Consider the following 13,840-nt stretch of genomic DNA (forward strand, 5'->3'; position numbering starts at 1 on the left):
AGAGAGATAGACTGCCTATGAAACTCCCTCGCCTCGCTACCTATTCCGTCAAGGGCGATGCCCGTTATGGGGCCGTCCTCGAGGGCGGCATCGTCGACCTCTCCACACGTTACGCAAAACACTATCCGACGCTGCGCGAGGTGATCGCGGCCGGAAAGCTCGCGAGCCTCGCCGAGGAAGCCGCCAGCCGCGCGCCGGACCACGCGCTCGATGACATCACCTGGCTGCCGCCGGTGCCCGCGCCGGAAAAGATCATCTGCATCGGCGTGAACTATCCCGACCGCAACGCCGAATACAGGGATGGCCAGGACGCGCCGAAATATCCGAGCATGTTCATGCGCTCGCCGCGCTCCTTCGTCGGCCACGACACGCCGCTGGTGCGCCCGCGCGCGTCCGCGCAGCTCGATTATGAGGGCGAGATCGTGCTGGTGATCGGCAAGCAAGGGCGGCATATTCCGGAAAGCGCTGCGCTCGATCACATCGCCGCGCTCACGCTCTGCAACGAAGGCTCGGTGCGCGACTGGCTGCGGCATGCCAAGTTCAACGTGACGCAGGGCAAGAACTTTGATTCCAGCGGCAGCCTCGGCCCATGGCTCGTGCCCTACCTGCAGGAATCGCAGATCGCCGACGTCAGGCTCACCACGCATGTCAACGGCGAGCTCAGGCAGGACGACCGTACCATCCGGCTGATGTTCTCCTTCCGCTACCTCATCAACTATATCTCCACCTTCGCAACCCTCGTCCCCGGCGATATCATCGTCACGGGCACGCCGACCGGCGCCGGTGCCCGATTCGATCCGCCGCGTTACCTGAAGCCGGGCGATGTCATCGAGGTCGCGGCCGAAGGCATCGGCAGCTTGCGAAATGGCGTCGTCGACGAGGCCTGATCAACGAACGAATGGAATGATGCAATGACCACCCTCACCGGCGGCGAAGCGATCGTAAGCGGCCTGGTCGCCCATGGCGTCGACACCGTGTTCGGTCTACCCGGTGCGCAGGTCTACGGCCTGTTCGACGCCTTCCATCAGGCCCAGCTCAAGGTGATCGGCGCGCGGCACGAACAGGCCTGCGGCTACATGGCGTTCGGCTACGCGCGCTCCAGCGGCAGGCCCGGCGTGTTCAGCGTGGTGCCCGGCCCAGGCGTGCTCAATGCCAGCGCCGCGCTGCTCACCGCGTTCGGCTGCAACGAGCCGGTGCTGTGCGTCACCGGCCAGGTGCCGACGCAATTTCTGGGCAAGGGCCGCGGCCATCTGCATGAGATGCCGGATCAACTCGCGACCTTGCGTACCTATGTGAAATGGGCCGACCGGATCGAATATCCCGGCAATGCACCGACGGTCGTCGCGCGCGCCTTCCAGGAGATGATGTCGGGACGGCGTGGCCCGGCCTCGGTCGAGATGCCCTGGGATGTCTTCACCCAGCGCGCGGACACCGCCGCGGCGCAGGTGCTGGAGCCGCCGCCCGCCCCGCAGCCTGATCCCGATCTCGTGAAGCAGGCGGCCGCGCTGATCAAGGCAAGCAAGGCGCCGATGATTTTCGTCGGCAGCGGCGCGATCGAGGCGAGCGAGGAGATCCTCGAGCTCGCTGAGATGATCGATGCGCCCGTGGTTGCCTTCCGCAGCGGCCGCGGCATCGTCTCCAACGCGCACGAGCTTGGGCTGACCATGGCAGCCGCCTACAAGCTGTGGCCGACAACCGATCTGATGATCGCAATCGGCACGCGCGCCGAGCTGCCGGCATCCGGCTTCCGCTGGCCCTATCAACCGAGCGGACTGAAATCCATTCGGATCGACATCGATCCGGTCGAGATGCGCCGGCTCGCCGCCGATGTCGCGATTGTCGCCGACGCCAGCGACGGGACCGCCGATCTCGCTGCAGCTGTGAAGAGGGCCGGCTATGCGAGGAGCCATGGCCGGCGCGGAGAGATCCGCGAGGCCACCGCGGCCGCGCAAGCGGAGATCCAGCGCATCCAGCCGCAGATGGCGTATCTCAACATCCTGCGCGAGGTGCTGCCGGCGAACGCGATCGTCACAGATGAATTGTCGCAGTTCGGCTTCGCGTCCTGGTACGGCTTTCCGGTCTATGAGCCCCGCACCTTCATCACCTCGGGCTACCAGGGCACGCTCGGGTCGGGCTTCCCGACTGCGCTCGGGGCCAAGGTCGCCAATCCCGACAAGCCGGTGGTGGCCATCACCGGCGATGGCGGCTTCATGTTCGGCGTGCAGGAGCTTGCCACCGCCGTGCAATTCAACATCGGCGTGGTGACGCTGGTGTTCAACAACAACGCCTACGGCAATGTCCGCCGCGACCAGCGCGAACGTTTCGACGGCCGCGTGGTGGCATCCGACCTCGTCAACCCGGATTTCGTCAAGCTCGCGGAGTCCTTTGGCGTTGCCGCCGCGCGCGTCACAGCGCCCGATCAGTTCAAGGCGGCGATGGAAAAGGCGCTCAGCCATCGCGGGCCGTATCTGATCTCGGTCGAGGTGACTCGCGATTCGGAGGTCAGTCCGTGGGCGTTCATTCACCCGCCGAAGCCGTAATTGCTGTCATTCCGGGATGCGCCGTGAGGCGCAGGCCCGGAATCCATACTCCCGATCGTTGTTATGGATTCCGGGCTCGCGCTACGCGCGCCCCGGAATGACGAAGATTACCGCGTCCGGCGAAACGTCAGATTGATCCGCTTCCGCCCCAGCAGCGCATGCTCGCCCTCCACAAGCGGCGCGACGCCGTGATAGGCGAGCCGGCTGGCTCCGCCCCAGACCACGACGTCGCCATGCACCAGGCGGAAGCGGCGCGGCTTGTTGCTGCGGACGAGGCCACCGAACAGGAAGGTCGCGGGCAGGCCGAGCGAGACCGAGACGATCGGCGCCGCATAATCCAGCTCGTCCTTGTCCTGATGCAGCGACAGCCGCGTGCCGGGCTCGTAGCGGTTGACGAGGCAGGCATCGGGCGCGAAGTCTTGAAAGCCGCCCTGCTCCGCGGCGTGGCGCGCAAGATCGCGGAGCACCGGCGGCATTTCGGGCCATGGCGCGCCGGTGCGCGGATCGATGGGATCGTAGCGATAGCCGGTGTGGTCGGTGATCCAGCCACGCTCGCCGCAATTGGTCATCGCCACCGACATCAGATGGCCGCCGGGCGTGGTCATCCGGCGGAATGGCGATTGTGCCACGATGGCGCGCACGGCGGCGATCAGCCCGGTCTCGATCGGCTTGACGAAGCCGCGCAGCAGCACGGCGCCGTCCGCGATCTCCTCGCGCGACGGCTGCGCTTCGGCAACGCTATCGAACAAATCAGCCGTCAACGCTCCGCTCATTTGGCATCGTGAAAAATTACACCCAGTGTGTGGCGCTGACCTGACCTGATCCGGCTGACGCCATGGCGCAGATTAACGCGGTAAGTGCCGCGTGTCCCCTGCACCGGGCGGTGATGCACAGCGAAGGCAACCGCATCACCCTGCGCCAGCGGCACGACCTCGGCGCGGGACTGCATGCGCGGCCGTTGCTCGGTCAACACGAATTCGCCGCCGGTGAAGTCGCGGCCCGGCTCGGAGAGCAGGATGGCGACCTGGAGCGGGAACACGTGCTCGCCATAGAGGTCCTGATGCAGGCAGTTGTAATCGCCCGCCTCATATTGCAGCAGCAGCGGCGTCGGCCGCGCCTGCCCCGCCTCGTGGCAGCGCTTGAGGAACGCGGCATGCGCTGTGGGATAGCGGATGTCGATCCCCATCGCCTCGTTCCAGCGATTGGCGACGCCTTGCAGATGCGCATAGAGCGCCGGGCGCAATTGCGCGATCAGATCGGGCAGCGGATAGGAGAAATATTTGTATTCGCCCCGGCCGAAGCCGTGACGGCCCATGACGATGCGGCTGCGGAAGTGCGTGTCGTCGGCGTAGAGCGCGGCAATCGCGCGGCACTGGTCCGGCGTCAGCAGGTGCTTGAGGACGGCGCAGCCCTGGGTGTCGAGTTCGGCCGTGATCTGCGGCCAGTCGAGGCCGTCGACGTGGGCGGTGAGGTCGGGAACGGAGGATTGGGCCGTTTTGCGTGCGGTCATTGTCATAACAATCACCCTGGCGGCCCGACGTTCACCCCGCCACCCGATTTCCGAGAACCGTCTCCGCGTCATTGCGAGCGAAGATCGATACCGAAGTCAAGCAGACCAGTTTCGTAGGGTGGGCAAAGGTGCTCTTGCGCCGTGCCCACGACTTCGTAAGACGTGGGCACGCTTTCGCTTTGCCCACCTTACGGGACCGTCGCTCGCGGACCTAGCCCCGCACCGGCAGTGTCACCACGTCATATCCATGCCTGATCGTCCGCTTCAGCACGGGATCCTCGAGCTCGAACTCGAAGCGCTCCGCTGGGCGGATGCCGCCCTTGGCTGCAAACGTGCCGCCGAACATGGCGCAACCGTCGGGGAATTTCCCTCCTTCGAAGCCGCGCGCGATGAGGTCCTTGACCGGCAGCATCGCGTCGAGCGTACCCTCCTGATAGAGCACGCGCTCGCCCTTGATGGTGGCGTAGGAGCGCAGGATCATCTTGTCCCAATGACCGATGACGTCCTCCAGCTCCCACAGCGTCAAGGCGATCGGCTTGTCGCACATCTGCTTGGACACCGTGACGTTGTAGGCCTCGACCTTGCGGTCGGTGTGGTCGGAGCCGCAGCCGACGAAGATGCGGCCCTGCCAGCCGATCAGCACGAACTCGACCTCGCCGGAGGAATCCCCGCCAGTGCATTCGATGCTGTCTTCCTGGGTCAGCCGCCGCGCCGAGGCGCGGTAGTAGATCGGCGTCGAGGCCGGCGGGGCGATGCCCATCTCCTGCAGCTCCTTGATGTGCTTGTCGCGCGCGACGGGGTCGCGGCCGGTCCACCCGGCGATGACCATCTGGTCGATCGCGAGCGTCAGCGGCGTGGTGGTATCCTGGGCATCGACGGTGAAAGTCAGGTCAAACACGAATGACGGCCTCCATGCCGGCAGCAAGTTCAAAAATACGATGGTCCGTTCCGCCCGCGCCCGCCAGCATCAGGCCGACCGGGACGTCGCCCTGGCGATGCGCCGGCAGCGAGATGGCGCAGCCGTCGATCATGTTGATCAGGGTGCAGTTGCGCAGCGCGCGCAGGTTTTCTCTGGTGAATGCCTTGTCGTCGGCGAGGTCGGCGATCTTCGGCGGCGTGTTGGGCGTGGTCGGCAGCACCAGCGCGTCATAGGGCGCGATGCGGGCGTTGACGCGGGCGATCAGCGAGCGGCGCTCGTTGAGGAGATCGATGTAATCGGCCGCGCTCTGCGCCTCGCCGCGCATGATCCGCACGGAGACGCGGGGATCATAGACATCGCCCTTGGAGGTGAGGAGATAGCGGTGCCAGGCGTAGCTCTCGGACGCGGCAAAGCCGCCCTTGGCGTTCATCGGGCCGATGTCGTGGAACTCCGCCATCTCGATGCGCTCGATGATGGCGCCATGATCGGAAAGCGTTTTCAGGGCGCGCTCGAACGTCTCGGCGACTTCAGCATCGAGGTCGTCGAGCGCGATTGTGGTCGGCACCGCCAGTCGCATGCCCTGGATCGGACGCGGCTTCAGCGGGGCGATCGGCTCGTTCGCGAGCACGGCATCGAGTATGGCACAGCAACTGACTGATCGTGCCAGCGGCCCGATGCTGTCGAGCGAGAACGACAGCGGCACGGAGCCATCGAGCGGCACGCGCCGCTGCGTCGGCTTGTAGCCGACGATGCCGTTATAGGCCGCCGGAATCCGGCACGAGCCGCCGGTGTCGGTGCCGAGCGCGCCGTGGGCCATGCCATCGAGCACGGACACCGCCGCGCCGGCGGAGGAGCCGCCCGGCACATGGCCTTGGGCCCGGTTCCAGGCGCCCTTCGGCGTGCCGTAGTGCGGATTGATGCCGATGCCGGAATAGGCGAACTCGGTCATGTTGGTGCGCCCGATCACGACGAAGCCGGCCCTGCGCAGCCGCGCCACTGTCGCCGCATCCTGCTCGGCCGGCGGCGAATCGTCGAGCGCGCGGGAGCCGGCGCGTGTCACCTGGCCCTTGATGTCGAACAGATCCTTGATCGAGATCGGGATGCCGGCATAGCGCGATGGCGCCGCCTTGGCCTTGCGCAAGCCGTCCATCGCATCCGCCGCCGCGAGCGCGGCGTCCTTGTCGACATGGAGGAAGGTGCGCTGCCCCTCCCCGGCGGGATCGGCGATCCTGGCGATGCACGCCTCGACCAGCTTGCGGGCGGTGGTGCGGCCGCTTTCGAGGTCTTCGGCGAGCTTCGCCAGCGTCGGAAATTCGGGCATGTCTGTCTCACGGAATATTGTCGCGCGCAATCTATAGCGCTGCCTCAGTTCGACACAAGCATTGTGCGCATGATGGCATGCATGCGTATTGCTGGACCGTTGACGCACCATGGTCGATTGTCGCATCAAGCTTGAAACGGGCGGGCGTGAGCCTGCCTTATCAAGATTTGCTTTCTGGGAGGGCGTTCCGACATGGCCGAACCGCAGCGCGCGCGACCGAAACCGACGCCGGAAACCCAGCATTTCTGGGACGGCACCAAAGCGGGCGAATTGCGCCTGCAACGCTGCGACGCCTGCGCGCATGTCTACTTCCCGCCGCGCCCGTTCTGCCCGTCCTGCGCCTCGCGCAAGGTCAGCATCTTCAAGGCGAGCGGCAAGGGCTTCCTCTACAGCTACGTGATCAATCACCGTCCCGCCGCGCCCGGCTTCACGCCGCCATACGCGATCGCCGTGGTGGAGCTTGCCGAAGGGCCGCGGATGATGAGCAACATCATCGACTGTCCGCAGACGTCCGAGGCGCTCGAGCTCGACATGAAGCTCGAGGTCGCCTTCCAGGCGCTCGACGACAAGATCACCCTCCCCGTGTTTCGTCCGGCGAAGGGGTAAGCCATGCGCAAGAATCAGGTTGCCGTCGTCGGCGCGGCCGAGACCACCGAGCTTGGCGTCATCCCGAACGCCTCGCAGCTCCAGCTGCACGCGGATGCGGCGCTCAACGCGATCGCCGATGCCGGACTGAAGCTCTCCGACATCGACGGCTTTGCCACCGCGGTCGAGACGCCGCAGCAGGTCTGCCACTATCTCGGCATCAAGCCGACCTGGGTCGATGGCACCTCGGTCGGCGGCTGCTCGTTCATGCTGCACGTCCGCCATGCCGCGGCGGCGATCGAGGCGGGCTTGTGCAAGACCGTGCTGATCACCCATGCCGAGAGCGGCAAGTCGATGATCGGCAAGGCGCCGCGCTCGATCCCGGCGGACAGTCTGCAGGGCCAGTTCGAGGCGCCCTTCGGCGTCTACGGTCCGCCCAGCATGTTTCCGATCCCCGTGCTGCGGTTCATGAAGACCTACGGCGTCACGCACGAGCAGCTCGCCTCCGTGGCGGTGGTGCAGCGGGAATGGGCGGCGAAGAATCCGCGCGCGATGATGAAGGACCCGATCACGGTCGCCGACGTGCTCAATTCGCGCATGATCGCCTATCCGTTCCGCCTGCTGCAGTGCTGCCTCGTCACCGACGGCGGCGGCGCGCTGATCCTGACCTCGGCCGACCGCGCCAGGGATTTTCCGCGCAAGCCCGTCTACATCATGGGCACCGGCGAGAGCGTGGAAACGCCGATGGTCAGCCAGATGGAGACCTTCAACTCCTCGCGCGCGTTCAAGACCGCGGGCCCCCTCGCGTTCAAGGAGGCCGGCATCGCCCACGGGGACGTCGACCATCTCATGATCTACGATGCCTTCGCGCATCTGCCGCTGTTCGGCCTCGGCGATCTCGGATTCATGCCGCATGAGGAGACAGGCAAGTTCATCGCGGACGGCAATACGCGCCCGGGCGGCAAGCTGCCGCTCAACACCAATGGCGGCGGATTGAGCTATATGCATTCGGGCATGTACGGCATGTACGCGCTGCAGGAGAGCGTGCGGCAGATGCGCGGCATCGCGCCGGCACAGGTGCCGAATGCGAGGATTTCGGTGTGCCATGGCGTCGGCGGCATGTTCGCAGCGAGTGGCACGATCGTGTTTACGAACGAGAGGTAAGCGGCTGTCATTCCGGGGCGTCGCGTCAACGACGAGCTATGATGCGCAATTGCGCATCATAGCTCGCGCCAAGGGGCGCGCCCCGGAATGACGGCGGAAATTGGAACGGCAGCGGAGAAACCCCCATGAGCAAATCACTGCAAGACAAGGTCATCATCGTCACCGGCGCAGGCCGCGGCATCGGGCGCGAGATCGCGCTGCTCTGTGCGGCGGAGGGCGCCAAGGTCGTGGTCAACGATCCCGGCGGAGCCTCGGACGGCGCCGGCTCGAACGCTGCGCCTGCCGAGGAGGTGGTCGAGGAGATCAAGAAGCGCGGCGGCACGGCCGTCGCCAATTTCGAAAGCGTCGCGGAAGCCATCCCCGCCAGCAAGATCGTGAAGACCGCGACCGATCATTTCGGCCGGCTCGACGGCGTCGTCAACAATGCCGGTATCTTGCGCGACATGATCTTCCACAAGATGAGCGTGGAGGCGTTCGAGGCCGTCATCAAGGTGCATCTGATGGGCTCGTTCTATGTCAGCCACGCCGCGGCGCGGATCTTCCGCGAGCAGGAGTCGGGCTCCTTCGTGCACTTCACCTCGACCTCCGGCCTGATCGGCAATTTCGGCCAGGCCAACTACGCCGCCGCCAAGCTTGGCATCGTCGGGCTGTCCAAATCCATCGCGCTGGACATGGGCCGTTTCAACGTCCGTTCGAACTGCGTCTCGCCGTTCGCCTGGACGCGCATGATCGGCACCATCCCGACCGAGACTGAAGCGGAGAAGGCGCGGGTCGAAAAGATCAAGCAGATGGGGCCGGAGAAGATCGCGCCGCTCTGCGGCTATCTGATCTCCGATTCCGCCAAGGACGTCACCGGCCAGATCTTTGGCGTGCGCATGAACGAGATCTTCCTGTTCAGCCAGAACCGTCCGATCCGCTCGGTGCAGCGGAGCGAAGGCTGGACGCCGCAATCGATCGCGGAACACGGCATGCCGGCGCTGAAGGGCTCGTTCTACAAGCTCGACCGTTCCGCCGACATCTTCACCTGGGATCCCGTCTAGCCGCATTTCCGGCATTCCTGCCCTGCGATCTCCGGTTGTCTTGTCCGGAGATCGCCCCGGTTTACGCCTGATTGCGGGCGAATGGTCGCCTCCCAACGAAACTTTGGGAGGAAACCATGACAAGAATACTGACCAACTCCGACGACACGACTGCAGGCGGCGGTCTCGGCCGCCGCGCGCTGCTGCAGGGTGCAGCGACACTCGCCGCATCGACCCTGCTCGCCTCCAATGCTGACGCCCGCGACTTCGGCGCCAATGCCGAGCCGCAGCGCTATCCCGACCCCGACATCATCGCCATCGATCCCAAGCGCTTCAAGGCCAAGGTCGGCAACACCGCAATCAAGCGGCTCTACACCGGCTGCCTCTGGGCGGAAGGGCCGGCGTGGAATGCGCAGGGACAATATCTCGTCTGGAGCGACATTCCGGCCAACCGGCAGCTGCGCTATCTCGACGATGACGGCCATATCTCCGAGCAGTTCCATAAGCCGTCCAACGAGGCCAACGGCAATTCGTTCGACACCGAGGGCCGCCAGCTCAGCGCTGAGCGCACCCGCCTCGTCCGCTACGAGCATGACGGCTCGGTGACAGCGCTGGCCGAGCAGGCCGGTGGCAAGCCGCTCAACGGCCCGAACGATATGGTCGTGCATCCCAACGACAAGGCGATCTGGTTCACCGATCCCGGCTACGGCGCGATCAGCATCTACGAGGGCAAGCTCGCCAATACCGGCTCGCTGCAGCCGCACCAGAAGGAAGCCGTCTATCGCCTGGACACCCAGACCGGACAGGTGGCGAAGGTCGCGGACGAGCCGTTCAAGCCGAACGGCATCGCCTTCAGCCACGATTACAAGAAGCTCTATGTCTGCGACACCGGCATCACGCACTATCCTGAAGCCAAGAACGTGGTGTGGGCCTACGACATCGACGGGGCCAAGCTGTCCAATCCGAAGAAGCTGATCGACATGACGCTCGACGGCAAGTCCGGCTTCCCTGACGGCTTGCGCGTCGACACCGAGGGCAACATCTGGGTCGGCGCCGGCTGGGTCGGTCCCGGCTATGACGGCGTGCAGGTGTTCGCGCCGACCGACGGCGCACGCATCGGGCAGATCCTCTTGCCCGAGACCTGCGCCAATGTCTGCTTCGGCGGCAAGAAGCGCAACCGCCTGTTCATGACTGCAAGCCAGTCGCTCTATGCGGTCTATGTGGAGACGCAAGGCGCGCATTTCTGTTGAGTGCCCCACTCTCTCCGCGTCATGGCCGGGCTTGACCCGGCCATCCACGCCTTACCGCGCGATGCCAAGAACGTGGATGCCCGGGACAAGCCCGGGCATGACGGCTGAGTATCGGGCAGCAACGTGGCCCGGTAGCTACCCCGTATTCCTCAGCCCCGCCGAAATCCCGTTGATCGTCAGTTGAATCCCGCGCAGCACCTGCTCGTCGGGGTTCTGCGCGCGATGCTCCTTCAAGAGTTCGACCTGCACGTGGTTGAGCGGGTCGAGATAGGGGAAGCGGTGGCGCACCGAGCGCTCCAGCAGCGGATTGCCTTGCAGCAAGCGGTCCTGCCCCATGATGTCCAGGAGCGTCTCGATGCAGGAATGCCATTCGCGGCGAATGCGGCCGAATATTTTTTCGCGCAAGGCTTCGTCGGGCACCAGCTCGGCATAGCGCGAGGCGATCGCGATCGAGCTTTTGGCGAGCACCATGTCCATGTTCGAGAGCAGCATGCGGAAGAACGGCCATTCCCTGTAGAGCTCCTTCAGGAACGGCATGCCCTTGTCGGGATGTTCAGTGATCCACTGCTCGACCGCGCTGCCAAAGCCGTACCAGCCCGGCAGCATCAGCCGGCACTGCGCCCATGAAAACACCCAGGGGATGGCGCGCAGATCCTCGATCGCCCGGGTCTTCTTGCGCGAGGCCGGACGGCTGCCGATGTTCAGCGTCGCGATCTCGTTGATGACGGTCGAGGACCAGAAATAATCGACGAAGCCGTCGGTCTCGTAGACGAGGCCGCGATAGGCTTTGAAGGCGAGGCCCGACAATTCGTCCATCGCGGTCAGATATTCGCGGCGCGGCGCGCTCTGGCGCGGATGCAAGAGACTTGCTTCAAGCGTCGCCGCCGCGAGGATTTCCAGATTGTTGCGGCCGACTTCGGCGTTGGAATATTTCGACGAGATGATCTCGCCCTGCTCGGTGATGCGGATCTGGCCGTTCACGGCGCCGCCGGGCTGCGCGATGATGGCGTCGTAGCTCGGACCGCCGCCGCGACCGACCGAGCCGCCGCGGCCGTGGAACAGGCGTAAGCGCACGTGATGCCGCTCGAACACTTCGACGAGGTTGATCTCGGCCTTGTAGAGCTCCCAACCCGAGGTGACGAAGCCGCCGTCCTTGTTGCTGTCGGAATAGCCGAGCATGACCTCCTGCACGCTGCCGCGACTGTCGACCAGGCGGCGGTAATCGTGCAGCGACAGCATGCGGTCCATGATGCCGCTGGAGGCCTGCAGATCCTCGATGGTCTCGAACAGCGGCACGATGTTGATGGCGCTGCGCCCGGAGGGATGGACCAGGCCGACCTCCTTCAGGAGCACCGCGACCTCGAGCATGTCGGACATGCCCTTGCACATCGAGATGATGCATTGGGGAATGGCGTCCGAGCCGAACATCGCATGCGCTTCCGCGGCGGCATGGAAGACGTTGAGCTCGCCCATGGTCTCGTCGCTGTACTTGACGAAGGGCGAGACCAGCGCGCGCGTCGAGCGCAGCTCGTTGGTCAGCAGCGAGATGCGCGCCTCCTCGCCGAGCGCGAGATAGGACATGCCGGGATTGGCGGCGTCCATCAGCTCGGCGATGGTGCGTTCGTGCACCGCCGAGTTCTGGCGGATGTCGAGCCGGGCGAGATGGAAGCCGAAGCAGTCCACCGCGCGCCGCAGCAGCCGCAGCCGGCCGCGGGCGATGACGCGGGCATTGTTGGAGATCAGCGAGCGGTGCAGCACGTCGAGATCGGCCTGCAGCTCCTTCACGCTCGCATATGGCGCGCCCTTGCCGACCGGCCGGCGCGTGATCTCGACCGCGAGCTTTTCGGCCGTCGCGGTCAGGCGCGCATAGATGCCTGAGACCGCCAGACGATAAGGCTCGCCGCTCCGGTGCGGCGAGGTATCCGGCGAGCGTTCCGCCAGGTTGCGCAGCTCTTCGGAGACGTCGGCAAGATGCGCCGCGATCGACAATTCCGAGCCGAGCACGTGCAGCTCTTCCAGATAGAACTGCATTACCCGGCTCGACTGCAGCCGCAGCGTGCCGCGCATGACGTCGGCGGTGACGAAGGGATTGCCGTCGCGGTCGCCGCCGATCCAGCTGCCCATGCGCAGGAACGAGGCGAGCTCGGAAGCCGCCTGCTCGCCGCCCTCCTCCAGCCGGTCCTCGAGGGCGTTGACCAGCCGCGGCACCTCGCGCAGGAAGGTGTAGTCGTAGAACGACAGGCCGTTGGCGACCTCATCCAGCACGGTGAGCTTGGTGCGGCGCAGGAGATTGGTCTGCCACAGCGTCAGCACCTCGCGGCGCAGCTGCTCGTCGCTGGCATCGGCCTCCTCCGCGGTCAGCGCCACGCGCTCGCGGCGGTCGAGCAGGCCGGCGACCTCCATCTCGCGGTCCATAGTGCTCTTGCGGCGGACTTCGGTCGGATGCGCGGTCAGAACCGGGCTGACCAGCGCGGACTTGAAGAAGCTGCGGAGCTGATCGGGCTTGATGCCGGCGTCCCTGGCATGGGCGAGCGTTTCCGCCAGCACGCCGGAGCTCTTGCCTGCGCTGCGAGCTCGCATCTGGCGGATGTTGTTCTGGTCTTCGGCGATGTTGGCGAGGTGGGAGAAGTAGCTGAAGGCGCGGACGATCCGCACCGTCTCGGAGGTCGACATGCTGTCGAGGATCTGCTCGAGCTCGCGGCGGGCGAGCCGGTCCTCGTCGCGGTGGAAGCGGATCGAGGTCTGGCGGATGCGCTCGACCAGGTCGAACAATTCGGCGCCCTCCTGATCGCGCACGGTGTCGCCGAGGATGCGCCCGAGCAGGCGGATGTCGTCCCGCAGCCGCGCATCGGCCTCCAGCGCCTGGACGTCCTCGGGGCGGTTGGCGCGATGCTCGGCGCTGTCGGATGGTGCGGTCTGGAGGGACATGGCTCGCTCCTCTTCAAGAGCTCCTTGCGGCTCCTCAGTCCGGTGGAGTGTGCGATATTTTTCTACCGCAGTGCAAGACGAAGTTGGGGGCATTGCACACTGCCGGCCAAACTCGTGTCCCGGACGCGCTGCAACGCCTTAAGCGTTGCTGCGCAGAGCCGGGACCCAGAAAGCCGCACCGTCCCTGCCTCTGGGCCCCGGCTCTGCAGCGCACCACGCCGCGAAGGCGCGACGCGCTGCGCTGCGTCCGGGGCACGAGAGCTCTCTTCAACTGATAAAACACGCCTTCGCCTTCTCGCGGCGTATTCCGCCCGAGCTTTGCTGTCCGTTTCGCCCTCATCGAGAACAAAGGGCGCAGGGAAGGCCGGGCGCCGGCTGGCACCCAGGGTCCGCACGCGACAAGACGCACGCGGGGTGACCACAGGTGACGCCGGGACATCCCGGCCTTCCCTGCGCAATGGTTTTACGGCTTATGGCGCGCTCTCCCCGGGGAGCGATGCACTATTGCCCCCGTCGCCTTGCGGATCACTGATGCGCGCGCCCGGTCGGGCCGCTTCACCACCGCAAGCCTTGACGCACAGACCCCGGGCGTCAGGACCACACG

General features: G+C 65.6%; 11 protein-coding genes. 6 read left to right on the forward strand and 5 right to left on the reverse strand.

Going from position 1 to position 13,840, the window contains the following annotated elements; genetic code table 11:
- Positions 1-17 precede the first annotated feature (17 nt).
- Positions 18-887, forward strand: a complete 870-nt coding sequence (locus GDN70_RS27420) for a fumarylacetoacetate hydrolase family protein (RefSeq protein ID WP_038971579.1) — start codon at positions 18-20, stop codon at positions 885-887.
- Positions 888-911: 24 nt separating this feature from the next.
- Entirely contained in the window at positions 912-2,540 is a 1,629-nt protein-coding gene (locus GDN70_RS27425; RefSeq protein WP_152103288.1) for a thiamine pyrophosphate-dependent enzyme, read from the forward strand.
- Between the two features lie 107 nt (positions 2,541-2,647).
- Here the strand turns inward: GDN70_RS27425 and alkB are convergent, their stop codons facing one another.
- The 4 genes from alkB to GDN70_RS27445 all read right to left on the reverse strand — a co-directional run bounded on the left by alkB (position 2,648) and on the right by GDN70_RS27445 (position 6,290).
- Positions 2,648-3,301 (reverse strand): DNA oxidative demethylase AlkB, encoded by a 654-nt coding sequence (gene alkB / locus GDN70_RS27430; RefSeq protein ID WP_152103749.1) that lies wholly within the window; start codon positions 3,299-3,301, stop codon positions 2,648-2,650.
- A gap of 8 nt (positions 3,302-3,309) precedes the next feature.
- The gene (locus GDN70_RS27435; protein ID WP_095424965.1) at positions 3,310-4,056 is read right to left on the reverse strand and encodes a 2OG-Fe(II) oxygenase; all 747 of its coding nucleotides are present in this window, start codon (positions 4,054-4,056) and stop codon (positions 3,310-3,312) included.
- Between the two features lie 205 nt (positions 4,057-4,261).
- Entirely contained in the window at positions 4,262-4,948 is a 687-nt protein-coding gene (locus tag GDN70_RS27440; protein WP_095424966.1) for a DUF2848 domain-containing protein, read from the reverse strand.
- Positions 4,941-6,290 carry an amidase gene (locus GDN70_RS27445; RefSeq protein WP_095424967.1) on the reverse strand — a complete coding sequence of 450 codons (1,350 nt, stop codon included), beginning with the start codon at positions 6,288-6,290 and terminating at the stop codon, positions 4,941-4,943. The genes GDN70_RS27440 and GDN70_RS27445 overlap by 8 nt, the downstream gene beginning before the upstream one ends.
- A gap of 192 nt (positions 6,291-6,482) precedes the next feature.
- Between GDN70_RS27445 and GDN70_RS27450 the strand changes: the two genes are divergently transcribed.
- The 4 genes from GDN70_RS27450 to GDN70_RS27465 all read left to right on the forward strand — a co-directional run bounded on the left by GDN70_RS27450 (position 6,483) and on the right by GDN70_RS27465 (position 10,308).
- Complete coding sequence (locus tag GDN70_RS27450; RefSeq protein WP_038947757.1) at positions 6,483-6,896, forward strand: Zn-ribbon domain-containing OB-fold protein; 414 nt, start codon at positions 6,483-6,485, stop codon at positions 6,894-6,896.
- A gap of 3 nt (positions 6,897-6,899) precedes the next feature.
- Positions 6,900-8,039 carry a thiolase gene (locus tag GDN70_RS27455; protein WP_095424968.1) on the forward strand — a complete coding sequence of 380 codons (1,140 nt, stop codon included), beginning with the start codon at positions 6,900-6,902 and terminating at the stop codon, positions 8,037-8,039.
- A 125-nt stretch (positions 8,040-8,164) separates the two neighbouring features.
- A complete protein-coding gene (locus tag GDN70_RS27460) occupies positions 8,165-9,079 on the forward strand; it encodes an SDR family oxidoreductase (protein WP_038947755.1) in 915 nt (304 codons plus the stop codon).
- A 116-nt stretch (positions 9,080-9,195) separates the two neighbouring features.
- On the forward strand, positions 9,196-10,308 hold the full coding sequence (locus GDN70_RS27465; protein WP_028143254.1) for an SMP-30/gluconolactonase/LRE family protein: 1,113 nt from the start codon (positions 9,196-9,198) through the stop codon (positions 10,306-10,308).
- A gap of 135 nt (positions 10,309-10,443) precedes the next feature.
- Here GDN70_RS27465 and ppc read toward each other — a convergent pair whose 3' ends face one another.
- Positions 10,444-13,236 (reverse strand): phosphoenolpyruvate carboxylase, encoded by a 2,793-nt coding sequence (gene ppc, locus GDN70_RS27470; RefSeq protein WP_152103289.1) that lies wholly within the window; start codon positions 13,234-13,236, stop codon positions 10,444-10,446.
- Between the last annotated feature and the right edge of the window lie 604 nt (positions 13,237-13,840).

The sequence above is a fragment of the Bradyrhizobium sp. TM102 genome, from assembly GCF_009176685.1.
GTDB classification, from domain to species: domain Bacteria; phylum Pseudomonadota; class Alphaproteobacteria; order Rhizobiales; family Xanthobacteraceae; genus Bradyrhizobium; species Bradyrhizobium ottawaense.